The sequence below is a fragment of the Cerasicoccus frondis genome (genome assembly GCA_031296915.1).
Lineage (GTDB): Bacteria > Verrucomicrobiota > Verrucomicrobiia > Opitutales > Cerasicoccaceae > Cerasicoccus > Cerasicoccus frondis.
In genome coordinates this window covers 23,939-49,486 of sequence record JAVDPC010000034.1, presented here as the reverse complement: position 1 = coordinate 49,486, position 25,548 = coordinate 23,939, and the positions used below count along the sequence as shown (strand labels likewise).

27 protein-coding genes and 2 tRNA genes are annotated in these 25,548 nt (G+C 57.9%); 14 read left to right on the top strand and 15 right to left on the bottom strand.

Annotated elements, in window-relative coordinates:
- Nucleotides 1–96: 96 nt before the first annotated feature.
- From rplJ to RBB63_RS20200, 12 genes are all read right to left on the bottom strand, one after another.
- Nucleotides 97–618 carry a 50S ribosomal protein L10 gene (gene rplJ, locus RBB63_RS20255; protein ID WP_309387000.1) on the bottom strand — a complete coding sequence of 174 codons (522 nt, stop codon included), beginning with the start codon at nucleotides 616–618 and terminating at the stop codon, nucleotides 97–99.
- A gap of 14 nt (nucleotides 619–632) precedes the next feature.
- Nucleotides 633–1,328: a 50S ribosomal protein L1 gene (gene rplA / locus RBB63_RS20250; protein ID WP_309386998.1), complete on the bottom strand. Its 696-nt coding sequence runs from the start codon at nucleotides 1,326–1,328 to the stop codon at nucleotides 633–635.
- Between the two features lie 17 nt (nucleotides 1,329–1,345).
- Complete coding sequence (gene rplK / locus RBB63_RS20245) at nucleotides 1,346–1,777, bottom strand: 50S ribosomal protein L11 (RefSeq protein ID WP_309386996.1); 432 nt, start codon at nucleotides 1,775–1,777, stop codon at nucleotides 1,346–1,348.
- A gap of 55 nt (nucleotides 1,778–1,832) precedes the next feature.
- Entirely contained in the window at nucleotides 1,833–2,411 is a 579-nt protein-coding gene (gene nusG / locus RBB63_RS20240; RefSeq protein WP_309386995.1) for a transcription termination/antitermination protein NusG, read from the bottom strand.
- 42 nt (nucleotides 2,412–2,453) lie between these two features.
- Entirely contained in the window at nucleotides 2,454–2,657 is a 204-nt protein-coding gene (gene secE / locus RBB63_RS20235) for a preprotein translocase subunit SecE (RefSeq protein WP_309386994.1), read from the bottom strand.
- Nucleotides 2,658–2,769: 112 nt separating this feature from the next.
- Nucleotides 2,770–2,845, bottom strand: a tRNA-Trp gene (locus tag RBB63_RS20230).
- 85 nt (nucleotides 2,846–2,930) lie between these two features.
- Nucleotides 2,931–4,121 (bottom strand): elongation factor Tu, encoded by a 1,191-nt coding sequence (gene tuf, locus RBB63_RS20225; RefSeq protein ID WP_309386993.1) that lies wholly within the window; start codon nucleotides 4,119–4,121, stop codon nucleotides 2,931–2,933.
- A 43-nt stretch (nucleotides 4,122–4,164) separates the two neighbouring features.
- Nucleotides 4,165–4,240, bottom strand: a tRNA-Thr gene (locus tag RBB63_RS20220).
- Nucleotides 4,241–4,371: 131 nt separating this feature from the next.
- Nucleotides 4,372–5,139, bottom strand: coding sequence for a hypothetical protein (locus RBB63_RS20215; protein ID WP_309386992.1), 768 nt, complete (start codon nucleotides 5,137–5,139; stop codon nucleotides 4,372–4,374).
- Nucleotides 5,136–5,639 (bottom strand): ExbD/TolR family protein, encoded by a 504-nt coding sequence (locus tag RBB63_RS20210; RefSeq protein ID WP_309386991.1) that lies wholly within the window; start codon nucleotides 5,637–5,639, stop codon nucleotides 5,136–5,138. The genes RBB63_RS20215 and RBB63_RS20210 overlap by 4 nt, the downstream gene beginning before the upstream one ends.
- Nucleotides 5,640–5,674: 35 nt before the next feature.
- On the bottom strand, nucleotides 5,675–6,403 hold the full coding sequence (locus RBB63_RS20205; protein WP_309386990.1) for a MotA/TolQ/ExbB proton channel family protein: 729 nt from the start codon (nucleotides 6,401–6,403) through the stop codon (nucleotides 5,675–5,677).
- A 47-nt stretch (nucleotides 6,404–6,450) separates the two neighbouring features.
- Nucleotides 6,451–9,126 carry a tetratricopeptide repeat protein gene (locus RBB63_RS20200; protein ID WP_309386988.1) on the bottom strand — a complete coding sequence of 892 codons (2,676 nt, stop codon included), beginning with the start codon at nucleotides 9,124–9,126 and terminating at the stop codon, nucleotides 6,451–6,453.
- A gap of 172 nt (nucleotides 9,127–9,298) precedes the next feature.
- Here RBB63_RS20200 and RBB63_RS20195 point away from each other — a divergent pair, with 172 nt between their 5' ends.
- The 5 genes from RBB63_RS20195 to RBB63_RS20175 all read left to right on the top strand — a co-directional run bounded on the left by RBB63_RS20195 (nucleotide 9,299) and on the right by RBB63_RS20175 (nucleotide 14,923).
- Nucleotides 9,299–9,628, top strand: a complete 330-nt coding sequence (locus RBB63_RS20195; RefSeq protein WP_309386987.1) for an ArsR/SmtB family transcription factor — start codon at nucleotides 9,299–9,301, stop codon at nucleotides 9,626–9,628.
- A gap of 20 nt (nucleotides 9,629–9,648) precedes the next feature.
- The gene (locus tag RBB63_RS20190; protein WP_309386985.1) at nucleotides 9,649–12,129 is read left to right on the top strand and encodes an FAD-dependent oxidoreductase; all 2,481 of its coding nucleotides are present in this window, start codon (nucleotides 9,649–9,651) and stop codon (nucleotides 12,127–12,129) included.
- 388 nt (nucleotides 12,130–12,517) lie between these two features.
- Nucleotides 12,518–13,900 carry a magnesium transporter gene (mgtE, locus tag RBB63_RS20185; protein ID WP_309386984.1) on the top strand — a complete coding sequence of 461 codons (1,383 nt, stop codon included), beginning with the start codon at nucleotides 12,518–12,520 and terminating at the stop codon, nucleotides 13,898–13,900.
- A gap of 31 nt (nucleotides 13,901–13,931) precedes the next feature.
- Nucleotides 13,932–14,309, top strand: coding sequence for a VOC family protein (locus RBB63_RS20180; protein ID WP_309386982.1), 378 nt, complete (start codon nucleotides 13,932–13,934; stop codon nucleotides 14,307–14,309).
- 2 nt (nucleotides 14,310–14,311) lie between these two features.
- Nucleotides 14,312–14,923 (top strand): DJ-1/PfpI family protein, encoded by a 612-nt coding sequence (locus RBB63_RS20175; protein ID WP_309386981.1) that lies wholly within the window; start codon nucleotides 14,312–14,314, stop codon nucleotides 14,921–14,923.
- A gap of 79 nt (nucleotides 14,924–15,002) precedes the next feature.
- On the opposite strand, the gene RBB63_RS20170 is transcribed toward RBB63_RS20175, so the two are convergent.
- Nucleotides 15,003–15,596 (bottom strand): acyl carrier protein phosphodiesterase, encoded by a 594-nt coding sequence (locus RBB63_RS20170; RefSeq protein ID WP_309386980.1) that lies wholly within the window; start codon nucleotides 15,594–15,596, stop codon nucleotides 15,003–15,005.
- A gap of 54 nt (nucleotides 15,597–15,650) precedes the next feature.
- Between RBB63_RS20170 and RBB63_RS20165 the strand changes: the two genes are divergently transcribed.
- The 6 genes from RBB63_RS20165 (at nucleotide 15,651) to RBB63_RS20140 (ending at nucleotide 20,434) form a co-directional block, all read left to right on the top strand.
- Nucleotides 15,651–15,923: a hypothetical protein gene (locus RBB63_RS20165; protein WP_309386979.1), complete on the top strand. Its 273-nt coding sequence runs from the start codon at nucleotides 15,651–15,653 to the stop codon at nucleotides 15,921–15,923.
- 198 nt (nucleotides 15,924–16,121) lie between these two features.
- A complete protein-coding gene (locus tag RBB63_RS20160; RefSeq protein WP_309386977.1) occupies nucleotides 16,122–16,787 on the top strand; it encodes an SET domain-containing protein in 666 nt (221 codons plus the stop codon).
- Entirely contained in the window at nucleotides 16,784–17,932 is a 1,149-nt protein-coding gene (locus RBB63_RS20155; RefSeq protein WP_309386975.1) for a glycosyltransferase, read from the top strand. The genes RBB63_RS20160 and RBB63_RS20155 overlap by 4 nt, the downstream gene beginning before the upstream one ends.
- 29 nt (nucleotides 17,933–17,961) lie before the next feature.
- Complete coding sequence (locus RBB63_RS20150; protein ID WP_309386974.1) at nucleotides 17,962–18,243, top strand: hypothetical protein; 282 nt, start codon at nucleotides 17,962–17,964, stop codon at nucleotides 18,241–18,243.
- Between the two features lie 33 nt (nucleotides 18,244–18,276).
- Nucleotides 18,277–19,062: a hypothetical protein gene (locus tag RBB63_RS20145; protein ID WP_309386972.1), complete on the top strand. Its 786-nt coding sequence runs from the start codon at nucleotides 18,277–18,279 to the stop codon at nucleotides 19,060–19,062.
- 142 nt (nucleotides 19,063–19,204) lie between these two features.
- Nucleotides 19,205–20,434 (top strand): aminotransferase class III-fold pyridoxal phosphate-dependent enzyme, encoded by a 1,230-nt coding sequence (locus tag RBB63_RS20140; RefSeq protein WP_309386971.1) that lies wholly within the window; start codon nucleotides 19,205–19,207, stop codon nucleotides 20,432–20,434.
- A 154-nt stretch (nucleotides 20,435–20,588) separates the two neighbouring features.
- Here the strand turns inward: RBB63_RS20140 and RBB63_RS20135 are convergent, their stop codons facing one another.
- Entirely contained in the window at nucleotides 20,589–21,245 is a 657-nt protein-coding gene (locus tag RBB63_RS20135; protein ID WP_309386970.1) for a hypothetical protein, read from the bottom strand.
- Between the two features lie 228 nt (nucleotides 21,246–21,473).
- Here RBB63_RS20135 and RBB63_RS20130 point away from each other — a divergent pair, with 228 nt between their 5' ends.
- The 3 genes from RBB63_RS20130 (at nucleotide 21,474) to rlmB (ending at nucleotide 24,044) form a co-directional block, all read left to right on the top strand.
- The gene (locus RBB63_RS20130) at nucleotides 21,474–22,295 is read left to right on the top strand and encodes a hypothetical protein (protein ID WP_309386969.1); all 822 of its coding nucleotides are present in this window, start codon (nucleotides 21,474–21,476) and stop codon (nucleotides 22,293–22,295) included.
- 141 nt (nucleotides 22,296–22,436) lie between these two features.
- On the top strand, nucleotides 22,437–23,366 hold the full coding sequence (locus RBB63_RS20125) for a hypothetical protein (protein ID WP_309386968.1): 930 nt from the start codon (nucleotides 22,437–22,439) through the stop codon (nucleotides 23,364–23,366).
- A gap of 105 nt (nucleotides 23,367–23,471) precedes the next feature.
- Complete coding sequence (gene rlmB, locus RBB63_RS20120) at nucleotides 23,472–24,044, top strand: 23S rRNA (guanosine(2251)-2'-O)-methyltransferase RlmB (protein WP_309386967.1); 573 nt, start codon at nucleotides 23,472–23,474, stop codon at nucleotides 24,042–24,044.
- Nucleotides 24,045–24,056: 12 nt separating this feature from the next.
- Here rlmB and RBB63_RS20115 read toward each other — a convergent pair whose 3' ends face one another.
- Nucleotides 24,057–25,499 (bottom strand): hypothetical protein, encoded by a 1,443-nt coding sequence (locus RBB63_RS20115; protein ID WP_309386966.1) that lies wholly within the window; start codon nucleotides 25,497–25,499, stop codon nucleotides 24,057–24,059.
- Nucleotides 25,500–25,548 lie beyond the last annotated feature (49 nt).

The following is a 25,548-nucleotide window of genomic DNA, read 5'->3' as shown; positions in this document are numbered from 1 at the left end:
TGACAGGTCGCCGAAAGGCGATTTAAGGGACGTATCCCCCTGAACGGTTCTTTGGATGTTAGTTTTGTTTCTACCCTTGGGTAAAAGTGATGTGGATTACTCGGCGCCGCCGTCTTTGTCGACCTTGGCTTGGAGCACGTTGAGCAGGCCTTGTGGGCCAGCGATAAGGACGCGGACGGTCTGCGAGGCCGGCGTGTTGAGCAGGCTGAGGAGCGTCGCGCGAAGCTCGTCGAGGCTCGGGAGCTTCGAGAGGGCTTCGACTTCGTCCTTGGTCAGCGCTTTGTCGCCGAGCAGGCCCTTCTTGACTTCGACCTTTTCCTTGTCCTTGAAGAACTTGATCAGAACCTTGGCCACTTCGGAGGGATTCGGGCCGCCCACGACGATCGCGGTCGGGCCTTCCAGAACGTCTTCGACGCTCGGCATCTCACGCTCCTTGATGGCATTGTTCAGGATGCTGTTCTTGACGACATGGAACTCTGCATTCTGGGCGGCGAGTTGGCCACGCAGTTCAGCGGTTTCCGCCACGGTCAGGCGGTTGAAGTCGGTCAGGAAAACGTACTCGCTCTTGGAGAGATAGTCGGAAACTTCCTTAACTAGGTATTGCTTTTCTGGTCTCATGGTTCGGCGCCTCCTTAGTTATTTTGGGCAGCCTTGACGTCGATCTTGACGCCCGGGCTCATGGTTGAGCTGATGGTGAGGCTCTTCAAGAACACACCGCCCTTGAAGGTTTCAGGCTTCGACTTGGCGAGGCTGTCGATCACGGTCTTCGCGTTGTCCAGGATTTGCTCCTTGGAGAAAGAACGCTTGCCAACGACGACGGCGACATTCGCAGTCTTGTCCATCTTGTATTCGACACGGCCAGCCTTCACTTCCTGAACGATCTTGGCAACATCGTCACCAACCGTTCCGGTCTTCGGGTTTGGCATCATGCCGCGCGGGCCAAGAACGCGCGCAACCTTGCGCACTTCCTTCATGGCGCCAGGTGTGGCGACTGCGACGTCGAAGTCGAGCCAACCGCCCTGGACCTTTTCGATCAGGTCGTCGAGGCCAGCGAATTCAGCGCCGGCAGCCTTGGCTTCATCGGGGTTTTCGGTGAAGACGGCGACCACTACTTTTTTACCACTACCGTGCGGCAGAGCGACCGTGCCGCGAACCATTTGCGTGGTCTGGCGGGGGTCAACGCCGAGGTGGGCGTAAACTTCGATGGTTTCGTCGAACTTGGCGGTCGGAAACTTGTTGAGGGCGTCAACAGCTTCGTCGAGAGTGTAGGCCTTGGTGAGATCAACGCCTTCACGCGCTGCGGCCATGCGTTTGGATAATTTTGACATGGGTGTTATCTCCTTAATTAGCCTTCAACCACTTCGATGCCCATGGAACGAGCGGTGCCTTCGATCATGCGGGCAGCGTGTTCCGGATTGGACGCGTTGAGGTCGTTTTTCTTGGTTTCGACAATTTCAAGAATTTGCTTCTTGGTTACCTTGCCGACCTTGTTTTTGTTCGGCACGCCGGAACCACTGGCGATGCCAGCAGCCTTCTTCAGGAGAACCGCAGCAGGCGGGCTCTTGAGGATGAAGGTGAAGGAACGGTCTGCATAAACCGTGATAACCACCGGCAGGATGAGGCCGGCCTGGTCCTTCGTCTTCGCATTGTATTCCTTACAGAAGCCCATGATGTTCACGCCATGCGCACCCAGAGCCGGACCGACTGGCGGTGCGGGATTGGCGGCGCCGGCGGGCAGCTGCAGTCTGATTTGACCTACTACTTTTTTCTTAGCCATTGTATATTATGCGGTATTAGCGAATGCCTGTTGCGGTAACCAGAGTGGTCGCCGCTTAGGACTCTTCCGCTCGTTCGACTTGCCAGTATTCCAGCTCGACCGGCGTAAAGCGGCCAAAGATGGATACGGAAACTTTGAGTTTGCCACGCTCCGGATCGACCTCGTCGATGCGGCCCGTGAGATTGAGAAAGGGTCCGTCGGTGATTTTGACTTCTTCGCCGACTTCGTATTCGACCTTGGGCTTTTCATGGCCTTCAGCCAATTTGATCTGATCAAGGATGCGGTTGATTTCTTCCTGCTTGAGGGGGGTGGGATTGTCACCGCCAATGAAACCAATGATGCCCTGCACGCCGCGGACGAAATACCACGGCTTCTGCAGAACCTTGCCCATTTCGTCATACACCCGCATGTGGATGAAGACGTAGCCTGGGTAAAGCTTGCGCTGCTTCGTGTATTTTTTGCCCGACTTGACCTCGGTAACGGTCTCGGTCGGCATCAGCACCTCTTTCACAAATTCGCCCATCTCTTCAATTTCGATGAACTTGTCTAGGTAACGCTTAACCTTCGCTTCCTGATTGGAAAGCGTTTGGACGGCATACCACTGGAGTTCGCTCAACTGAATAGGGCTAGGCATGAATCAAGGACCGGTTGGAAAATAAAAATAAAGGGGGGGGGCTTAACCCACCAACTTGGTGAACAGCGCAACGAAATTATAAAGCGCAAAGTCCGCCAAGGCAATGAATGCGCCAATAATAACAATACCCACGCACACTACAGCCGTCAGCTCGCGCAGTTCCTTGGCGTTCGGCCATTGGGACTTTTTGAGCTCGAGCAGCGTTTCGCTGTAAAACAGACGGACTTTGGCAAATGGGTTGGCCATTTTGAATGGTGTGGATGTGTGTCGGTGGGGGGGAGTGTAGAGTTTAGATTGATTGCGAGACGCGAAAGCTTCCGCACCTCAGAACATCTGCACTTCCACACTTGCTGGAAAGTGGCAGGGCGAGAGGGAGTCGAACCCCCAACTTGCGGTTTTGGAGACCGCTGCTCTACCAATTGAACTATCGCCCTACTAAAATAATGGAATCTGATTTTAAAACAACCAAGCCGGAAGCCCGATTCTGGGCTTCCGGCGAAGGTTGGGAAATGTCAATACCTACTGGGTAATCTTGGTGATACGACCAGCGCCAATGGTGCGGCCACCTTCGCGGATCGCGAAGCGCTTGCCTTCTTCCATAGCGACGGACTTACCGAGCTCAAGATTGATGGTAAGGTTGTCACCAGGCATAACCATCTCAACGCCTTCTGGCAGATTGACCACACCAGTCACGTCGGCGGTGCCGAAGAAGAACTGCGGGCGGTAACCCTTGAAGAACGGAGTGTGGCGGCCGCCTTCGTCCTTGGTCAGGACGTAGATTTCGGCTTCTGCCTTGCTGTGCGGCTTGATCGAACCGGGCTTAGCAATAACTTGGCCACGCTCAATCTTGTCCTTGTCGATACCACGGAGGAGGAGACCTACGTTGTCACCAGCTTGACCTTGGTCGAGAAGCTTGCGGAACATTTCAACACCGGTAACAGTGGTCTTTTGAGTGTCGGTCAGACCAACGATCTCAACTTCTTCACCGACCTTGATGATGCCGCGCTCGATACGACCGGTAGCAACGGTGCCACGACCGGTGATGGAGAACACGTCCTCAACCGACATGAGGAAAGGCTTGTCGATGTCGCGCTCTGGCTCGTCGATGTCAGCGTCGATGGCGTCCATCAGGTTGCCAATTGCTTCAACGCCTTCGGGCTTGCCGTCAAGAGCTGCGGTAGCGGAACCACGAACGATGGTGATGTTGTCACCGTCATACTGGTACTTGGAAAGGAGGTCGCGGACTTCCATTTCGACGAGCTCAAGGAGTTCTTCGTCGTCGAGGAGGTCAACCTTGTTCAACCACACAACAATGTTCGGAACGTTCACCTGACGAGCAAGCAGGATGTGCTCGCGAGTCTGCGGCATGGGGCCGTCAGCGGCGGAAACCACGAGGATCGCACCGTCCATTTGAGCGGCGCCCGTGATCATGTTCTTAACGAAGTCAGCGTGCCCAGGGCAGTCAACGTGTGCGTAGTGACGATTCGCGGTTTCGTACTCAACGTGCGCTACAGCGATGGTAACTGTCTTGGTTTCGTCGCGGACCGTTCCGCCCTTAGCAATGTCTGCATAGGACTTGAACTCTGCCAGACCCTTGTCGGATTGCACCTTGAGGATAGCAGTGGTCGTCGTGGTCTTGCCATGGTCAATGTGACCGATGGTGCCCACGTTCACGTGAGGTTTCGTGCGTTCGAAGGTTTCTTTAGCCATGTTTGATGTTCGTGTGTGTGTGTGGAAGGAAGCTAGACTGGAATGGAGCTCCGGAGCGGACTTGAACCGCCGACCTCGTCCTTACCAAGGACGCGCTCTACCTACTGAGCTACCAGAGCATTAAAAACCGTTCCCTCCCGTTACCGGGAAAAAACGGAAAGCTGGCGAGATTGCTAAGCGGATTCCTCTCCGTCAATTAAAATTTTAAAAATATTTTTCCACCAGCGAGGAACTGGCGGGAAAAACGGGTTTAAGGGCCAATAACAACACGATAATAGCCCGGCGCCAAGCCCCATTTAGGAATATTTGCCACCAAATACCCTGACGCCGCCGCGTCGACAGACTCTAATCCACTGCCGCGAGTCAACAAGGGCTGACCAACGACTCCAACTTCGCCCACCGTCAAGCGCCACTCCTGAACGCCGCTCAGGTTATTGCCGGCCTCATCAAAAAATCCGGATTTAAGCTCCTTCTGCAGAACCATTTGCGGTTTCCCCTCCCGGTAAACCTCAACCGAACCGCCTCGGTTGGTCAGCGTCGTCTGCCCATCCGAAAGCTGGCCAAAGGCGCCAAAACTGCCAGCCGCATCGCGCTCCAGCATGTCCTGCGGATCATTGAGCGGAGTTTCCTCGCGATCCGTCACTTCCGGAAAACGCTCCTCACTGATTAGCAGACGGGCGGGCAAGTCTGTAAACGGCTGAGTGCGCTCCACCAACTGCTCCCAATCCAAATAAACCGAGGCATTGCGCGCCGTCGGCAGAAAAAGTGGTTCAAAGTCCAGCAACTCCGACTGCTCCTGCATGAGCTTGTCGAGGTGTTCATTGGCCCCGGTGTAATAAATCTCCGGCGGCGGCGTTGGGGCGACTTCGTCCGAGGGCAGTTCGAGATTGAAGGCGAAAAAACCCGCAAAATGCGCGACGATGCCCAACACAAGGGCCCAGATGGCAATCGGGTTGCGCCAAATATTTTCCTCGCGACGCCCTGCCCCACCGGCGCCCACTGCCGCAGAGTCGCTCATTGCAGAATCGATCCAATGTCGCCGGTCCTCGTCGATTGCAGGCCGGTATTTGGCTTGGCGGGCCGCTCGGCGATCTGGACACGAGTGTAGCCAGCTTCACGCGCCCGATCTGAAATTCGCAAAAACGCCTGCAAACTGATCCTGGCGTCGGCCTTGATCAGCAAGATGGCGTTGTTCGTGCGGCGCACCTCGACCATGTCCTGCTCCAAGGCCTGAGACCAGGCTTCCGCAGTCATGAATTGACCGTCGTAAATGACGCGGTCGTCCTGCAACAGGGTCAACACATCCACCGTCGGCACGCCAATCAGCTCAGTGTAGCTGGATTCCGGCAACTGCAGTTCATCCAGCCCCACTGTGCTCCCCGGGGCGAACACAAAGCGCGACCCCAACAGCGACAACATCGCGACAATCAGCAACACGTCGAACAGCGCCGCCACATCCGCGCCGGTGGGCGGTGTCCGCAGGTGACTTTGCAAATTGAGTGGCTGAACGAGCGACATAAGTTACTCAGTGGAGAGGTGTGGAAGTGAAGAGTTTAGGTCGTTTTTTCGGCGGGCGAGGCTTCGGGCTCATCATCGGCGGACGGGATAAACGGGTCCTCAATGCCGGTTTCGCTGGTGGCTTCCTGCCCTGCCATTTCGTCCGGTAGATCCAACAAAAGGAACTGCATGATCTCATTGGCCACCCACTCCATATCGTGCACCAGCGCGCGGACGCGGCCATGGAGGAAATGGTGTGCGAGGTAGGCCATGACGGCGATCGCGAGTCCTGTCGCCGTGGTGATCAGCGCTTCGGCAATTTCACCGGAGAAAATAGACGCATTTGCATAAGGCCCCTCCGCCTGCATGACGGAAAAAGCCTGCATCAGCGCGACCACGGTGCCCAACAAGCCCAGAATTGGCGACGCCTTGGCGATGGCCGCGATAGTGCCGATCCGCCGCTCCAACGCCGGGATCTCAATGATCGCCGCCTCCTGGACCGATGAGCGGATTTTCGGCTCGGGCTGGTCAAAGTTCATCAACGCCGCTTTCACAATGGCGGCAGTCGGCCCGGGCGTTTCCTCGCAAACGGTCAGGGCTTCCAGCACGCGCTGCTTGCGCACAAGGTTTTTAATGCCGTCCAGAAAGGCGCTGGCCGGGATCTGTCCCCGGTGCAAATAGAGCGCACGCTCCACAAAGAACACAAACCCCAGCAGGCTAAGCGCGAGCAACGGCCACATAATCGGGCCGCCCTTTTCGATGAGCGATAAGTCGAAATACTCCATTTAAATCAATGCGAACTAGTTTAGCCGGTGAGCAATGGGTGCAATCCTCAATTTTGCGCCGGGGTGGTGGCGGCGAGTTGGCGCAGTTTTTCCCGGCGGGCGCTGGCCAGGTTTTGGCCGGGCAGGCCGTATTTGCTAATCTGGGAATACACTTCGCGCGCGTCCTCCACCTTGCCCTCGCGCTCCAGGATGTCGCCCAGTTCCAACAGGCAACGTGACATCCAATACTTGCCGTTCACACCCAACTCAGCGGCAGCCGACGGGTCGCGCAGGTAGCGGGAAATCACCAGCCAAAGCGTTTCGGCGGCGCGCTGCGGGTTGTTCAATTGCAATTGAATGCGGCTCAGCGTGTAGCCGGCTTCGACGCGGACATCGATCGGCACGCTGGGCTGGTCCAGACGCTCCAGGCCGTTTTGCGCTTCATCAAGGAGCGCCGGGTCGTTGCCCGAGCGCGCCAGCAGCGTGTTGGCGCGGTAAAGCTGGGCCAAGTAAACCTCTGGATGGTTAGCGTAGTCGCGGATCACCGTTTCATAAACCAACCGGGCATCGCCGAAGTCGCCTAATTGGCGCGCGATGTTCCCCTGGAGCAACCGCGCGCGGAACACCAGCGGGTGATCCGGGTAGCGCGTGATCAGGTCGTTGAGAATGGTAATCGCTTCCCGCCGCGTGGACTCTAACCCCTGTCGGTCGGCCAGAATAGCCGCTTCATAAAGCGCAGCGGGCGCGTGGGGGCTGTCGCGGTAACGGTCGGCCAGCTCACGCAGGCGACGCTGCGCCTCGGCGTCACTGAACTTGCCCGCAAAGTAACGCGCCTCTTCTAATATAGAAAGAATCGCCGGATCGCTTCCGGGGTAATCTTCGCGCAGCTTGGCCAACTTGGCCAACCCCTCCTCGGACTTGCCCGAGCGGATCATCGCCTGCCCTTCCAGCAGCCGGAGGTGGCTCACGATTTCCGGGCCGATAACGGGCCATCCCTCTTCCGACGCCACAACCTGCTCGACCTCCGACGCCAGAATGCGGGCTTCCAGCGCTGCATCTTCCGAAGCGCCAGTGTCGTAGGCGAGCCGCGCACTGAGCCACTGAATGCGCCAGCGCAGGTCCTGATCTGTCGGCAAAGGCTGGCTGATCATCAACTGGTTCAACCGGTCGCGCGCCGCTTGTGCCTGACCGTCTGCGCGCAAGCCGTTGAGGTAAATCCATTCGGCGCGCCAACGGATATCCAGGGGATATTTGCTATCTGCATCGAGCAGCGCCCGGGCATTACTCCAGCGTTCGGCCAGGGTATTGGCCAGAATCGCCTGATAGAAAAGCATGTTTTCAAAGACGGACACCTTGCTCTCGTTCAACACGCCGGAATACATGTCTGCGGCGGCGGCATAGTCCCCCTTCAGGAATAGCAGGTCGCCAATTTGCTCGCCAATGCGCACCCGGGCGGGACCAGCGGGCATTTTATCACGAATCTGCCCCAAGGCCTCAGCAGCGCTCCGGTAGCGCCCATCTTGCCAGGCGATATTGGCGCGCAGCCACAGGGCGCTGCCCACCAGGGGGGAGGCCGGGTAGCCCTCGATCAACGCGCGGACATCCGCCTCCGCCGCCGCAGGATCGCCACTCTCCAAAGATAAGCGCCCACGGAGCATCAGCAACTCGTCGGTTAATGGATGGCCGGATTTCGCTATCAGTTCATCCAGCGTCTTACGAAAAGCCATGCGGTTGTCACCCGGTTGGGTGGCCGATGCCGCGAGGAGATACAACGCCAACCGCTGAGTGTCGACCTCGCCTTTGCCTTCCAAAATTTCGCGAAACGCCAGTTGACCCCGAGCGGAATCCCGACCGGAGATCAGGCCAATCAGCAACAGCATTTGACCAGCTTCCGCCTTCTCGCGGTCGGTAAGCATGCTCATCTGGTCGCGCAGGACTGCGATGGCCTCGTCTTTGCGGTTCAAGCGGTCGAGCACCACGGCCATTTGCCGGGCAAAATCAAACCCCGCACGCGTGCCGCGAGTATCCTCGACACGACGTTGCAAGGTCTTGAGCGTCTCGAGATCGTCTTCACCGGCCATGACCACGCCCTTGAGCCGCACCGCCTCGATCTGCGCCTGCTGAGCTGGCGACACCGCCAGTTCCAAGGCTTCTTCGAGGGCGACGGCGCTCGCCGTCTGATCTCCCCGCGCACGAGCTTCCATGCCTTGCAGCAAGAAATACCAGGGCTGATCCGCCAAACTCAGGTCTGCAGGACGAATCCTGGACAGTAAATTAGCCGTGGCGGTTAAATTTCCCTCGTGATAGGCCAAAATCGCGCGCCGCAGGGTGACCGCTTGCGCAATCGCGCCCGGCTCAGGGGGGAGGGCCTCCCTGGCCTCACTGAAACGTCGTTGAGCAATCAAAGCCGAAGCCAATTTAACGCCAAGCAACGCCTTAGCCTCACTGTTCAAATCAGGATTCTTTTCCAACACGCCGCGATAGAATCCTTCCGCCAAACCCGGCAGGCCGAGTTGTAAAGCGTCGTCGCCCGCCAAAATTTTTAGACGCCATTCCGGCCAGTCGGAGATCATTTTGACCGGCATCGCACTAAGGGATGTCGGCGCGGCTTCTTCGGAAATCGAGTTCCCCTCGCTCTCCGCCTCGACGGAATCCTGAGCGCACAAGCAAGCCGTCGCCAAACAAAGCAAGGCGACAGCCACCCCACCTCGTCGGTGAGCAAATCTGCGAATCGGTCCAGCCATTCAAAAAACTGGGTCATAATGAAGACCTATCTGCACAGAAGGCAAATGCATTCCGTGACACGAACTTACCAGTTAACCCAGGAAAATGCCTGAATATTCAAAAATTCCGCATTTTTCGTGAAAGGATTTGGTCGAAACCGCTACTATTATCGTATATTTACAATATACAATCATGACCTTCTCGAAATCCAACATTTTCACTTCCGAGCAAATCGAGCTCGCAGACTTCGCCAAATGTCTAGCCCACCCAGCTCGCATCGCGATCGTGACGCATCTGCAACAGCATGGCCCCAGTTCATGCGGGGAGCTGGTCAATACCCTCCCCCTAGCCCAGCCCACGGTATCCCAACACCTGAAAGCCCTTCGTGAAGGCGGACTCCTTCATGCGGAGCATCGCGGCAACCAAGTTCGGTATTCGCTTAACTTAAATACCATCAAGCACTTCTGTCATTCCTTCCAATGCACGCTCGGCACCATCGCCGAAGAATCCACCGCCCAATAGCCCTCCATCGCACCAGCATCATGAACCCCAAAACCAGTCAGTCCCCCTCCCCCCAACGCATCGTCATCGTCGGTGGCGTTGCCGGTGGCGCCTCGGCCGCCGCCCGCGCCCGTCGCCTCAGCGAAGACGCCGAAATCACCGTCATTGAGCGCGGGCCCGACGTGTCCTTCGCCAATTGCGGTCTGCCCTACCACATCGGCGGTGAAATCCAGGACCGCTCCAAGCTGGCCGTCCAAACCCCGCAATCGCTCACCGCGATGCTCAAGCTGAACGTGCGCAACCTCACCGAGGCCGTGTCCATCGACCGTGGCGCCAAGACCTTGAAAATCAAGGACTTGAAATCTGGCGCCGAGGAAGACCTGCCCTACGACAAGCTCGTTCTTTCGCCCGGCGCCTCCCCGCTGCGCCCGCCGCTGCCCGGCATCAACCTGCCGCAAGTCCTCACCCTGCGAAACCTGCAGGACATGGACCGCATCAAGGCCGCAGCCAGCTCCGCCCAGCGCGTGCTGATCATCGGCGCCGGCTTCATCGGCCTCGAAATGGCCGAGCAGCTCATTCATATTAAGAAGAGCGTCACGCTCGTCGAATTGCAGGAGCAAGTGCTGCCGCAAATGGACCCCGAAATGGTCCAAGCCGTCCAAGCCGAGCTGCGCGACAATGGCGTGAACCTCGTGCTCGGCGACGCCGTGGAGTCCTTCGAAGCCGCCAGCAACGCCGTTTCGGCCAAGCTCAAGTCCGGCAGCTCCGTTGAGACCGACCTGATTATTTTGTCCATCGGCGTCCGTCCGGAAAGCGGTTTGGCCAAGGATGCGGGCCTCGAGCTCGGCGCCCGCGGCCACATCAAGGCCAATGCCCACCTGCAAACGAACGACCCGGACATCTACGCAATTGGCGACGTCTGCGAAACCGTGGACCCCATTCTCGGTGGCCCGGCCGCGATTCCGCTCGGTGGCCCGGCCAACCGCCAGGGCCGCGCGGCAGCCGACCACATGTTCTCCGGCGTCAGCGCCCGCCCCTACCCGGGCTCGATCGGCACGGCCATTGTCCGCGTGTTCGACGTCACGGCGGGGGTCACCGGCCACACCGAAAAGCGCCTCCAGCAACTGGGCGTTGATTTCGGCAAGACCATCGTCACCGACTACAACCACGCGGGCTATTTCCCCGGCGCGACCCACGTAACCGTCAAGCTGCTGTGGGACAAGGCCACGGGCAAAATCCTCGGCGGCCAGGCCTTCGGCGCGGACGGCGTGGACAAGCGCCTCGATGTGCTCGCCACCGCGATCAAGGGTAAGCTCGGCGTCGAAGACCTCGAGCACCTGGAGCTCGCCTACGCGCCACCCTTTGGCTCGGCCAAGGATGTCCTCAACACCGCCGCCTTCTCGGCCAACAACTTCCGCGACGGCTTCGTGAAACCCGTTTTCACCCTCGCCGAAGCCCCCGAAGGCGCACAGCTCATCGACGTGCGCCCGGTGGAAATGGTCGAGCTGCAGCCGATCCCCGGTTCGCTGAACATCCCGTTCAACGACCTGCGCACCCGCCTCAGCGAGCTCGATAAGAGCAAGCCCGTGCTGACCATGTGCGCGCTCGGCAAGATGAGCTATTTCGCGGCCCGCATCCTGGCCCAGAACGGCTTCGATACCTATGCCCACGTCGGCGGACGCCGGGTCGAGCCCAGCCTGCAAGCCAACGACGAGACGCCCGCGCCCCCCCCTTCACTGCAACCATCCGCCCATACCATGGCCCACCCACTCGCCGAAAACCTCGAAACGATCAAACTCGACGCCTGCGGCCTCGCCTGCCCGGGACCGATCCTCAAGGTCAAAGACGCCGTCGCCGCGCTCCAGCCCGGCCAGGTGCTCGAAGTCACGGCGTCCGACGCCGGCTTCAAGAAAGACCTGCCGGCCTTTTGCCGCGCCAACGGCTACGAGTGCCTCGATGTGGTCAAGGAAAAGGGTCTGGTCGTGGGCCGCGTCGCCCTGAGCAATGCCCCGGCCCCCGCCAGCAGCGGCGCGCCGGTCAGCAACACCCGCAAGGGCGCGACGCTGGTCTGCTTCTCCGGTGATCTGGACAAGGCCATGGCCACGTTTATCATCGCGAACGGCGCGGTTGCCATGGGCGGCGAAGCCACGATCTTCTTCACCTTTTGGGGGCTGAACGTCCTCCGCAAGGACCACGGGCCCGCGATTCCGGAGAAAACCTTCATGGACAAGCTGTTCGGCTGGATGCTCCCCAAGGGCCCGAGCAAGCTCCCGCTCTCGCAAATGCACATGGCCGGCATGGGCACCGCGATGATGAAGCAGCGCATGGCCGACAAAAATCTGCCCAATCTACCCGGGCTGATGCAGGAAGCCGTTAAAAACGGCGTCCGCCTGGTCGCCTGCACGATGTCGATGGACGCCATGGGCATCCGCGAAGAAGAGCTGATCGACGGCGTCGAGCTCGGCGGCGTAGCCGAATTCCTCGGCGCCTCCAGCGACACCGGCACGAACTTGTTCATTTAGGCAGCGTGCCGCTGCACCCATAGGCAACCTGCGGTTGCATCCATAGATTTGCGCAGTGCGCAAATGCCAACAAAACGCCTCAGCCAGTCGATTGGGGCGTTTTTTTGTGACCCAAAGGTGGCGCGGATCGTCTCGATCCGTTGAGCGACTCGCTGGCCAACAGACTGAAACTGCGGATCGAGACGATCCGCGCCACCTTTGGGCCACCCCTCTCCTCGCGACCACACGTATCTCCCATGCCCTTAACGCCCCGATAAGCCCATTTTCACAATGTGACGGAGCTTGCGGAGATGGCGGAGCAAAATCTTTGGGTGCAGCGGCACGCTGCCGGGATGTTGGCTTGAAGTTGTGAAAATGGGGGCCATGGTGTTAGGCCGGAGTCGACGTTATGAGCCAGACTGATATGCCTTTTCCCGAGAGCCCGGTATCGCCCGATGAGTATTCATTGGACGAGCTTTTGCAGTTCGCCGAAGCCAACACGCTCAACGCACTGGAAAAGGAGAAGCTCGCCCGAACGTCGCCTTATACGGTTGGCCGCTTGCTGACCCGCCTGCCCGTCGACGACCGACGCGTCGTCCTGCGCCTGCTCAACATTGAGGGCGTGGCGGACGTGCTTTCCGAAATGGACAGCGAGCACGCGGCGGAGGTCATCGAGGCGATGCGCCAGTCCCGCGCGGTGAAGGTCCTCGAGGCCCTCGACCCGGATGACTCGGCGGACATCGTGGCCGACATGGAAGTGGTCAACCAGGACCGCCTCCTCAAGGACGTCGACCCCGAGACCGCAGAAACCGTCCGCACGCTGATCAGCTACCCGGAGGACTCCGCGGGCGGCATCATGACGACCGACGTCGCCACGGTGACCAAGGAGTGGACCGTGCGACAGGCCGTTGACCACCTCCACACGCTCGACGACGAGTTGGAGCACATTTACTACGTTTACGTGGTCGATGCGGAAAACCACCTGGAGGGCATTGTGTCGATGCGCGACCTCGTGATGGCCAAGACCAACGAGATCATCGGAGACATCATGAAGACCGAGGTCCGCGGAGTGCTCAACGTGCTGACCGACCAGGAAGAAGTCACCCTGATCATGGCGCAGCACAACTTCCACGCGCTGCCCGTCGTGGACGACGACAACCACCTGCTCGGGATCGTCACAGACGACGACATCATCGACATTATCCAACAGGAGGCCACGGAAGACTTTCAAAAGGCCCTCGGCGCGGGTGGCGACGAAGCCCTCAGCGACGCCATCACCGAAAGCGTCAAACGCCGCAGCCCGTGGCTGTTTGTTAACTTGCTCAGTGCGTTTTTTGCCGGCGGCGTGATCTCGATGTTTCAAGATCAGATCAGCCACATGACGATCCTCGCCGTGTGCATGCCGATCGTCGCTAGCCTCGGCGGCAACGCCGGCGGGCAGACACTGGCCATCGTTATCCGCACCTTGGCGCTCGGCGATTTCGAAGACCAGGACGCGCGCAAAGTGCTCCTCCGCGAAGCCGCCAAAGCGGGCCTGAGCGGCATCTTGGTGGGCATTACTGCGGCGCTCGCCGTAGGCATCCTGGCCGGGCATTGGGATGTAGCGGGCGTGATCCTGGCAGCGATGATTATCTCGATGACTTATGCCGGTCTCGCCGGCGCGTTGATCCCCATCACGCTGCGAAAATTCAAACTCGACCCCGCGCAGAGCAGCCAAATGTTCCTCACCGCATCCACGGACATCGTGGGCTTCGCGGTTTTCCTCGGCCTCGGCAGTTGGCTGCTGCTTTAACTCTGCATCGCAAAGTAACCACTCACCTAGTATGAAATTTAACAGCGTTACCCCCGGCATTTTCTACCCAGACCTCACCACCGCGAAGGCCTTCTTCGTCGACTTCATCGGCTTTAGCATTCTCCACGAGGAGCCCGGCCTATGCGTGGTCGTGCGCGATGGCGTCAAGTTTCACCTGGCCATTGACGAGGCGGAATATGCCAAGAATCCAGCACCGCTCTTTCGCATCGAAACGGATGATATCCAGGCCCTCTGGCAAGAGCTCCTCGCGAAAGATCCGGACAAGAAAATCCTCCATCCGCGCTTTCCCAACGGCCCGGAACTGCGTCCCTGGAACGCATGGGAATTCGCCGCTGGATTTGGGGAAGACCGCGTCTGCCTAGTCTTCCAACAATGGGTCACGGAGTAACGATGAGCGCGCCACTCACCGTCGGCATGGTCCTCTTCGAAGGCTTCGAGATACTCGATGTCTTTGGTCCGCTGGAATTCTTTGGCCGCTACCCGGAGCAGTTTAAAATCGTCATGCTCGGCGAACGCGTTGGCCCGATCCAAAGCGCGCAAGGCCCAACCGCAGTTGCCGACGCCGACCTCGCGACGCGCGTCGACATCCTCATTGTCCCCGGCGGCCAAGGAACCCGCCGCGAAGTGAACAACGCGGCGTTCCTTGCCAGCCTGCGCACCCTCGCCGACAACGCACAATACGTGTGCTCGGTTTGCACGGGTGCGGGGTTGCTCGCGAAAGCGGGGCTCCTCGACGGCAAGCGCGCAACGACCAACAAGCTCGCTTACGCCTGGGCCACCTCGCAAGGCCCCGAGACCGAGTGGATCGCTGAAGCGCGTTGGGTCGCCGACGGCAACACCTACACCAGCGCCGGAGTCACCGCAGGCATGGACATGGCCCTCGCGCTGATTGCCGAAGTCATGGACCTCGACGCCGCGCACGAAGCCGCCCGCTACGCCGAATACACTTGGAACGAAGACCCCGGCAACGATCCCTTCGCCAAGCTCGCGGGACTCGTGTAACGAATTTTAAACCGCAGAGAACGCGGAGAACGCAGAGCCACTGAGTGCGAATTAAACAAAGCCTCTGCGTTCTCTGCGGTTAAGAAACCAAACACGCCTCGTTCGCGTGTTCCATGAGCTGCGGAAAGAACTCCAGGAAATCTTCTTCGATGCCGACATAAGCATCCGCCAAGAGCGGGATGTATTGCGTCATGGTTTCACGGCGACGAATGCGCTCGGACAGACGCTCGTCAATGCGCGCCATCGCGCGGTGGATGGACCTCGGGTCGCCGTAACGTCCAAGCCGGTCGCTCTCCACCACCGACTCCACAAACGCGCGCGCATCATCCGGCAAGCCCTCGGTGTATTGCTCGGTTTCGACGTAGAAGTTGTCCAGAAAATCGCGCATGCTTTGCGTTGCAAAGTTCATCCAGTGCTTCGTGAGAAAGTGGTCATACACCACATCGATCACCACCCCACGCAAGTAACCACGCTCAGACAGACGGCGACAACTGCGCTTCCACAGTTCATGAGAATCCGTGTAGTGGTCGATGCGGTAATGGAGCTTAATCCCCGCGCCGAGATCGTCGCTCATCTCCGGCCACTTGCGGCCCTTGAGTAGATCGGCCAGCAAGTTACCGAGCTGCATTTCGCAATTCGGCGGCGAGAGGGTTACGTGCGCGAGCCAGTTCATCGAACAAATCTATCTAAGCAAGTTATCGGCCGTTTTATGGTGATATTTAATTACATGCGCCTTTCTCAAGATTTGAGCCCCCGGTGGATCTTCGTCAAGGCCGCGCTGTTTGCGGTGATTTTGCTGATGTCGTCGCTGATCGTGGTGCTCGATGCACGAATCTGGGTGCGGGCAGTGGTGATCATGGCTGTTATTTGGAGCGCCGCGCGGATTTATTATTTCATGTTTTATGTGATCGAGCACTACGTTGATTCCAGCTACCGCTTTGCCGGCATTGTCGACTGCCTGAAATACCTCTGGCGCCGAAAACAGGAACAAAAGAATTAACCGCAGAGAACGCGGAGGACGCAGAGAGATGAATCTGAATTTTTTTTGTATAAGAATCTTATGGAGAATTAGCTTAGCGTTTGCTGGCTCTGCGCTCTCTGCGTTCTCTGCGGTTAAATCACACGTTGGCAGGATGCTGGGGATTTGCGCTTGTTAAATGGGGCCGCAGCGGCTTCAATGCGCGCGATACTGGCAACTATGGCAAAGAAAAAGAAACCGGTCTGGGAACTGCGCGGCTCCTCAATTCACAATCAGGGGATGTTTGCGCGGGTCGACATCAAAGAAGGCGAGAAGATCATCGAATACATCGGTGAGCTCGTCCCGAAGGCCGAGTCCGAGAAGCGCTGCCTCGAGTGGGACGCCAAGGCCCGCAAGTCCGGCGAAGGGCTCGTTTACATTTTTGACCTCAACGAGGAATACGACCTCGACGGCAACACCGACAACAACCCCGCCAAATACATCAACCACAGCTGCGAGGAAAACTGCGAGGCCATCAACGAAGAGGACCGCATTTTCATCTACGCCAAGCAGGACATTAAGAAGGACGACGAGCTGTCCTTCGACTACGGTTACAGCATCGAGTGCTTCCTCGACCACCCCTGCCGCTGCGGCAGCGAAAAGTGCGTGGGCTACATCGTGGCCAAGTGCGATCGCCCGAAGCTGAAGAAGATTCTGAAAAAGAAAAAGGCCAAGGCCGCCGAAAAGGCGAAGAAGAAAAAGCAGGCTGCCAAGAAGTCGAAGTCCGCCGCAAAGGAGGTCAAAAAGCCTTCCAAGAAAAAGGACGCCAAAACGAAGAAAACCGCCAAGAAAGCCAAAGCCGACAAGCAGGCCAAAGTCGCTAAAAAGAAAAAGAAGAAGTCGTGAAGCTTCTGGTGCTGACATCGAGCACCGGCGGCGGTCACGACATGCGCGCGCGTTCGCTCAAGGCCTGGGCCGAGCATCCTTCCGCCGCCAGCCTCGGCATCCAAGTCGAAATCTTTCAGACGCTCGAGAGCCTCGACGGCCTCTACAAGTTTGGCGTCGAAACCTACAACTGGATTCAGCTGCATGCGCCCTGGCTTCACCACGGGTATTTCAATTTCCTCGAGCTCGCCGCGATGCACCGCAAGGCCTCAGCGATCAAGGGCCGCGAACGCTTTGCCGAAGAGCTCCTACGCGTCCGCCCGGACGTAATCGTCAGCACGCACGCGCACCTGAACCACGGCTTCTTCGCGCTGGCCAAGGAAGTGCTCGGAGCGGACAAGGTTAAGTGCCTCACCTACTGCGGCGAGCTGTTCGGCGGCTACGGCTTCAGCAAGCACTGGGTCAACCCCGCGAGCGATGGCTTTATCGGCGCCGTGCAGGAGACCTGCGACTGGGCTGCCCACCTTGGCATGGCCGCGGATAAAAACCACGTCGGCGGCTTCATGCTCAACCCCGGGTTCTGGGCCGACCCGCTCTCGCCCGAGGCCAAGCGCCAGTGGATCACCGACACGCTCGGGCTCGATCCCGACCAATTCATTCTCGTGCTCGCAACGGGCGCCAACAGCGCTAACAACCACCTCGACCTGCTCGACGGACTGGCCCGCGCCAAAGTCTGCCCGCAAGTCGTCGCGCTCTGCGGCCGCAACGAAGTCGCGCTCGATGCGCTCAACGTGTGGGGCATCGCGAACCCGGAAATCAGGATCAAGCCGCTGCCTTACTTCACCGAAATGTTCAAGCTGCTGCAATGCGCCTCAGCAGTCGTCGCGCGCCCCGGCACCGGCACCACGAGCGAAAGTATTCTCGCCGGCTGCCCGATCATTTTCAACGGCCTCGGCGGCATCATGCCGCAGGAGTGGATCACGGTGAAGTTCATGCGCGCCCACGGCATCGATCTCGTCATGAACCGCGCCGGGCAGCTCCCCAAGCTGGTCAAACCGCTCCTCGACAACCCCGAGCGACTCGCCGACACCAAGGCCAAAATGGTCCTCGTCCGCCCGCAACAGCACCCGCTCGACATTTTGAAAAGACTGGCGTCGCTGGCCTAGATAACGTAGCGAACTATACTCCTCAACTGATGCAAGTCTACCACGCCAATGTTCCAGACCGAGCACTTGCAAAAGAGCTCTCCGACATCACGTCAGCATACCAAGATAGCTTAATTGAGGTATTGGATAAGTCTAAAGAAGCATTAAGCGAAGATGAACACCGTGAACTGGCGCTTGTAGTTGGGCATGTATTAGCCACACTTGGATCCAGCATCTTTTTCCCCATTTATCGACAGCACCCCGAGCTTGCGCCAAATGCGCTAAAAGATATTTTTGATAAACAAGATAAGAGTGATGATCAAAATTGCTAGGTCAGCATTTCCTCTCTCTTCTTAGTAACCGCCATGAACTCCGTCGTTGCCCTGAAGCATCTCCAAGCCCGCCTGTTTTTGCACGCGGTGTTTCCGACGTTGGACGATGTGATCAAGGCGTCGCCGAAGGCGCAGGCGCTGCTCAAAGACAACGGCTTCTCGCTTTGCTTTCGCACGCGCTCGGGGTTGCGCGCAAGTTACTTCTTTAAGTCGAAAGGTTGCGAATACATTGCGGGCGATTCGCCAACGGGCATCGAGCTGATGTTCCTCAGCGACGGCCAGGCCGCGGCAACGTTTTTTGAAAAGCCCGCCCTGCCCCCGCTTCCGCTCAAGGGCTTCAGCGGCCTCGGCAAGATGAAGACCTTCATCGCGCTGACCAAAGAAATGGAGTCGTGGCTCAAGCCCAGCGACGAACAGCTGGCCGATGAAAACTTCCGCCAACTCTTTGCGCCAATGTCGATCGGCCTGGCGCTGCGCGCGACCTGCCAACTTTGCGTTGCAGAGCGAAAGAGCCGCGAATGGCTGGCCAGTGGACCGCAGGGTCTTGCCGCCTTCCAACTAGGCGAAAACGGCACGCCGCGCTGGATCAATTTTGTGAGCGGCGCCTTAAAAAGCGGCGTTGGCGAACCGCCGACCGAGCCCGCTGTCCGCGTGATTTTCAAGGACTCCACCATCGCCGCCAACGCCGTGCTCGACCGCCTCGATTCGATGGCCGCCGTCGGCCGCGGCGACATTAAAATCGTGGGCCTCGCGCCCCTGGCCGACCACCTCAACGCCCTGATGGAGCGCGTGCAGGGCTTCATCGATCCGCCCAAATGAATTACGGGTGGAGCCCGGAGTCCCTACCGGGCTTGCGTCGCCCAAGCGCCAACCAATTGAAACAGCCCGGTAGGGACACCGGGCTCCACCAAAAATCTTTCATCTCAGGCCAAGAATTTTAAGCTCACAAGACTTCCCAACGATGAGTTCGCATTACGAAAAATCCCTGTCTTTGTTTGAGCGCGCATCGAAGGTCGCGCCCGGCGGCATCTATGGTCACATGAGCCCCGCGGCCTGCCTGCCCGGCGCCAGTCCCTACTATGCGGCGAAGGCCGACGGCTGCCGCTACTGGGATGTCGACGGCCATGAATACATCGACTTCATGTGCGGCTACGGACCGATCATCCTCGGCTACAATCACCCGGAAGTCGACGAAGCCGCCGCGAAGCAACGCGAGCTCGGCAACTGTTTTAACCACCCCACCGAGCGCTTCGTGGAGCTCGTTGAGAAGCTGGTGTCGCTGGTCGACTTTGCCGACTGGGGCGTGCTGGCCAAGAACGGCGGCGACGTCACCACGTGGGCAATCCAAGTCGCGCGCGAACACACCAAGCGCAAAAAGATCATCCGCTTCAAGAGCTCCTACCACGGCGTCGATCCGTGGTGTACACCGGGCCATGGCGGCCTGATTGATGAAGACCGCGAGCACATCCATAGTTTTGCTTTCAACGACCTGACCGCGTTCGAGGGGCTCGTCGATAAATACAAAGGCCAGATCGCCGCGCTGATTGTCAGTCCGTGGCATCACCCGGTGTTTGCCGACAGCGTATTCGGCGCCGAGGGCTTTTTTGCCGGCCTCGAAAAGATCTGCCGCGCTAACGGCATCGTACTGATCAGCGACGATATTCGCGGGGGCTTCCGCCTGAACATCGGCGGCAGTCATGCGGAGTTTGGCTACACGCCAGACATCGTTTGCTTCTGCAAAGCACTGGGCAATGGCTACCCGATTTCCGCCGCCCTCGGCGCCGAGCACCTGCGCGTCGCCGCCAGCAAAGTCTTCCTGACCGGCAGCTATTGGAACAGCGCGGTCCCCATGGCCGCCGCCCTCAAAACGCTGGAGATCATCGAGCGCGATAGCGTCATTGCGCAGATCAAACAAACCGGCCTACGCCTAGCCGACGGCCTCGTGAAAATCGGCGAAAAGCACGGCCACGAAATCCTGCCCAGCGGCCCGCCAGCGGTCCCCTTTTATCGCCTCACCGAAGAAACCAACTTCGTGCGCCAGCAGCAATGGTGCGCCGAGGCCATGAAGCGCGGCGCCTTTCTGCACCCGCACCACAACTGGTTCCTCTGCGCCGCCCACACCAACGCCGACATCGACGCCACGCTGCAAATCGCGGATGACGCGCTCGCAGCATGTGTGGAAACGTGGTAGCAGCGTCCCGCGGCATCGGAGAGTTGCGCCACTGGCGCAAACACGGATGAAGTTGCCTAGCCAATTTAAGAATGTCAGGTAATCTCCAAATGCCACACAATGAATCCAAGACAGCAAAAGGCCGTCAACAGCCGCGCGACCGATTAGCAATGAGCTACTGCTGCGTTTTCAATGCTCTACGCTGAGAATGAATTCGTCGATATGCGACGAGCCCCATCAAGCCCAGACCACAGACGAAGGCATAGATTGTCGAGGGTTCGGGGATGGGGGGGAGCTCCGAAACGATGCTTATCGCGTAGTCCGGATCGAACGGGAACGTCGCATTCGGATTCGGCATCAACGGCGTCATGGATTTACCGAATAGCCCACTGCCATCGCCAATAGCCGTGGCTAAGTTTCCCGTGATTGACATGTAATCCATCACTACGCCGCCAGTTAAATACCCCTCAGTTGACGGGCCAGAAGCGGGAAAGTATAATTCAATGATCAGTTGCTGGCCGTTATCCTTAACTTGAACGACACTACTGTCTCCGAAAAAGTGTTGGTCATTGCCCATCCCGTTCACGTAGCCAAAGTCATCCGGCAAATATTCCTCATAAAATGTCCCGGTCGTCGAGCTATCGGTGCTAAAGCGAATCCAATACGGGTCATCCGCGTCACCAGTTAGGTCGGTGAAGGGCCCAGAGCCAACCAACGTCATTTGCTGATTAGCCACGTCCAGATGCAGCACCAGTGCAGAGTGGGCAATGGACGCGCCGACGAACAGCGTCATGAGCGTGAACAAAAGACTTGGAGGGAAGGTGCGATACATAGCGAATAGTAGTTGAGTGGTTTTGGCTTAGCTCACAATGGAGCATGGTGAATGCCTAGTAGCGCCTCCCATTATACTCCCTCAACATGAATGAACCCTTAACGGCTTAGCTGATTTATTCAGTTCGGTCGAAAAGTGTGGCAACAGACAGGTTAAAATTTCCCACTGACTGACCAAGAACGACGATTTTGAGTGCAAACCCCACTTGCGTTACTCAATGTTTTTCGGATGTGGCGAATTTACATTCCCCTAATTTACCTGTCTTGTGCGATAGCTGGAGCAGAATACATTCACACACAGCTCGATATCCGCGTGATGCGGAATTCCTATGGCGTGGGACAATCGGCGCCATACACCGTCGACGTCGATAAGGATGGCGGCGCCGACATTAACTTTTATGTCGAAACCACATATAGCAACGGAAGGTATCAGTACTGGCTCTCTCTGACGACCCGGACGGGCGTGTATGTGGGTGTTTGGGATATTGGCCTGCCATACGATGAGCCTTTTTACACATTCAACACCATCCTGAAAGGCAGCCCGGTAAATAACGAATACCGGACTTGGCGTTCTGGCGACCTGCCCCATATCGGGTATGATATATTGGGCGGCCCACCCAGCCTGGACAGCTATCTGGCCGTTAAGATTGTCCGAAACGGTAGAACACGCTACGGTTGGGTTCGGCTGATTTTTCCTGTCGATTACGCTTACATCGAAGAAACTGGCGTCCTGAAAATCAAGGAATGCGCCTATGAGCGATCGCCATTCACAAACCTTTTGGCGGGTGACGGCGGCATCGATCAGCCACTATCGCCTTCGACCAATGTGGAGTCTACAGGCTCACAGCGGGTGAAAATCACCGCCGAAAACGTAGAAGGCATGATTTGCGAACTACAGACATCAAGCGACCTCAAGACATGGGAGCGCGTATTCGTCAAAAGAAGCAATCAAGAAACGCTCGCCGTCACTGAGGCTTACACCGATGGGCAACAATACTTCCGCTGGAAAGTCTCCGAAAACTATGATTATGATCATGCCCGGGAGTATTAGCCCCTGCCGCGTGTCCATCAGGCGCCCCGCTGTCAGAAGCCGCCAAGGCAGTAAGCCAATATCGGAAAGCCAGATCACTCTTAACTGAATTGTCACAAACACGGGTTTGTCACGGACGGCAATTCCCTAAACGATGCACACATGCTACGCCACGCGGCCACATTGTTTTTGCTCTCAACCTGGCTGACCGCACAGGCGCAAGTCAGTCAGATGTTTTTTAACACTGACTCTTACGCCAATGATAAACTGACGGCCGCGCAAATTCTCTATTCCATGAATGAGGCGGCCGAAATGATCGGCAAGGACCCCGAAAAGGCGATCGCGACATTTCAAAATGAAGGAAAGTCCAAGTGGAACCGGCACACATTTGGCCTCTATGTGATTGATGCAGAATCGGGCCACGTTCTGGCTTGGCCGAACGCCGACAATGCCGATGGCTACCTGCTCAACGTAAGCGAGATCAATGCAAAGCCATTTGCCCACTCTTCGATGATTAAAACTCTGGACGCCAGCACCAAAACCTATGTCCGCAATATTCACATCGAGCACGATCCCTACGACCTGGGCTACGGCGACTTTTATGTGCTGACGCTGCCCGAACACAAAGAGCCGGAATACGTGCTCTGCGCCGCGCAAAGCAACTGGCAAATGGAGCGCCTCATGGTCCGCAACGTCGTGCAAGACGCCGTATCCTTGATTCAACTGCAGGGGGAAAAAGCGTTCCCGTCCCTCAATAAAGGCGAATGGTTGTTCGACTTCGATAAGTCGCACCTGTTCGTGCTCAGCGATAACGGCACACTGCTGTATGATCCGCTTTACCAGGATGCCGTAGACCACGAGTTCACACCCGCCCAGGAAGCGTTCGTCTATGGGCTCATCTCAGGCGCCTTGAATCACCCCAAGGGCTATTGGACCTTCGCGGTTTGGCCATCGAACAAGCCCAGCGACATACGCCCGAAGTGGTGGTTCGCCCAAGTCGCCAGCTACCGCGGCAAGCGCTACATCGTAGGCACTGGAGTCCACGCGCTCAACGACAAGGAAGCCCAACAGTCAGTCGAGACTGACAAATAAGCTTCACTGGACGCTCCAATCGACCCAAAGAAATTTTGAATTGCCAAGCCTTGCTTGCGACTTGTCAGGCGGCAACTGCACACCTTAGTGTCGTGAATTTCAACCATGCCACGACGCCGAGCCAAACAAGTCAAAGCACGCGCCAACGCCCACGTTTCCGAACGACAGGTATTGGATCGTATCGATGAGGATGAGCTGATTGAGCGATTGGAGGCGCTCGATGAAGACCCGTTTATCCTGGCCCTGGACCAAGTGCAGGACCCACATAACCTCGGGGCATGCCTGCGCTCAGCCGAAGCCGCTGGCGCCCACGCTGTCATCGCCCCCCAACATCGCACCGTCGGATTGACGGACACCGTGCGTCGCGTATCCGTGGGCGCAGCAGACGAAATCCCTTACGTACAAGTCGTCAATCTCGGACGCACGATTGAGCGCTTCAAGGAGCTCGGCATCTGGATCGTCGGCACCGGCGACGAGGAAAGCCAACTGATTTACGAAGTCGATCTCAGCGGCCCACTTTGCCTGGTCATGGGCTCGGAAGGCGCGGGCATCCGCAGCAAAACTGCCCGCCTGTGTGACCACTTGGTCAAAATTCCGATGCTGGGCTCGGTCGATTGCCTGAATGTCTCCGTTGCCACCGGCGTTTGCTTATTCGAAGCCGTGCGCCAACGCCTCTAGCAAAAGCTTGGTCTACATGTGCTTGCCGGGCATTTGATCGGCAGTCCAGATGGGACCGCATTCGGACCGATATTCCTCCCACATTGTCGAGACGTAGGCGTTGAGCCCATTTGTGCCGTGGGTCGGGCGCTCTGGATGGTTAACGTAGCGGTCGCAGTAGTCAAAGAATGGCTCGTGGTTCCACGCCTCACGTCCGCCCATGATGAGCGCCGCCAGCGCATAACCAGGCGCAACGCCGCCGTTGATGTCGCGGTATTTGGCGGCCATGTGTTTATTGTCCGACTCTGGTTTGTAGGCGTGACGGATGCCCCACTCTGGCAAACCGAGGTCCGCTTGAGCGTACGGCGTAGCCTGGCCCGCCTTGACATTGCGGTGATCCGGGGCCCAAGCGCCGCTGTTGCTGCGGTCGATGTCCTCCTGAGAGACATAGAAGTAATTTTGATCTTCCTGAAATTCGACGCCCTGACCGAAGGTGCGATCCCACTGACCAACATTTTCCATATGCTCGTTGTCCAACATAATGCCAGCAAACAGGATGGGCCACTTGCGGCCCAAACCATGCCCGCCATTGGCGCGCCAACCACCGCCGCTGTCCGCAATGCCAGTTGCGTCGATGCCGTATTGGATTAAATACATGGCGAGTTCGCGCTTCTGCGCCTCCGGGATCGAGGTATTTACGGCCAGGGAAGCATCGGCAATGATGTTGCCCATATCGCGTCCATAATTCGGCATGTGCTCTGAAGGGTGGACCATACCGCCCAGGTATTCGAAGACGTGGTCAACCCAAGGCCGCTGAACGCTGTCGATCAGCTTGGAGATGCTCGGCGTGTTGGCAGGAGCCGGGAGGTTCTTCAAACGGTCCCAATGGACATCCGCCAGGGTGAACTGTATCGACTTGTCGCCGCCAGCATATGGTGGGCGAAACGCATTGGCGGGCGGCGCCTGCTCAAGCACAGTCAGAATACCGGCGCTACGGGTGGTCGGGCGTGGCGCTTTGGTGCCGCCATTAAAGCGGGGCGTTCCCGGCTCAGCATCAGTGGGGCTATTGTAAAGCCAACTGGTCATGGAGATCAGCGTGGTGTTGGCGGGCAGCGACAGTGGATTGTTCACCGCGACTGGTTTACCATTGGGTAGACCAGCGTTCAGCGACTCATCGTAGCTGCCAAGTCCATCGTCATAGCCCTGCTTTTGACGATCGCCCTGTGTGAGCGGGTTGACCATTGAGCCGTTTTGACCTTTCCGAGGCGTGAAGTCGGGCGAATTCTTGGAATTGGTAATGCTGATAACCTCGACCGGACCGACGACCCAAGGATCTCCGGTAATAAAGGTTCCTGTTTCGGCGGGTTGGTGGAATTTCCAGGTAATGCCATTGGACGTAATGGCGTCAGTGACGGAGGCGTTCAGGCCAAGGGAAAACAGCGTAGACAAGCTGACGAGTATGGGGGCAATCTTCATGACGCGTTATGTATCACATGCTTGATATGCCTCCTGCAACCTTTTTTAG